The following is a 649-nucleotide window of genomic DNA, read 5'->3' on the forward strand; positions in this document are numbered from 1 at the left end:
GTTCTCTTCTAGCGCGACTTTTAAGATCTTTTCACACGGTACCATCACGCCAAGATCGATGATCTCGTAGTTATTACACTGCAGTACAACGCCCACAATGTTTTTGCCGATGTCGTGCACGTCACCCTTCACTGTCGCCAACAAAATTTTTCCGTTACTGCTACCAGATTGTTTTTCGGCGTTAATAAAAGGCTCTAAATGTGCGACAGCTTGCTTCATTACACGTGCAGATTTCACTACTTGAGGTAAGAACATCTTACCCTCACCAAATAGGTCACCCACCACGTTCATGCCATCCATCAAAGGACCTTCAATCACTTCAAGTGGTTTTGCCGCATTCACACGTGCTTCTTCAGTGTCTGCGACAATGAACTCTGTGATCCCATTAACTAACGCATGCTCTAAACGTTTTGCGACAGGCCAAGTTCGCCACTCAAGCGCAGAGGCATCTTCTTCTTTGCCAACGCCTTTATCTGCGTACTCAGCCGCGAGATCCAACAATCTTTCTGTAGCATCATCTCGACGGTTAAGCACAACGTCTTCTACCGCTTCTCGTAGTTTTTCCGGAACGTTGTCATAAATCTCAAGTTGACCCGCGTTTACGATCCCCATATCCATACCATTTTTAAAACAGTGATAGAGGAACACA

General features: G+C 45.5%; 1 protein-coding gene. It reads right to left on the minus strand.

The window, feature by feature from the left end; translation table 11 throughout:
- The coding region (locus tag R7O13_RS27950) for a B12-binding domain-containing protein (RefSeq protein ID WP_318305334.1) at positions 1-649 on the minus strand (649 nt) is incomplete at both ends.

The organism is Vibrio sp. Y176 (assembly GCF_033438945.1).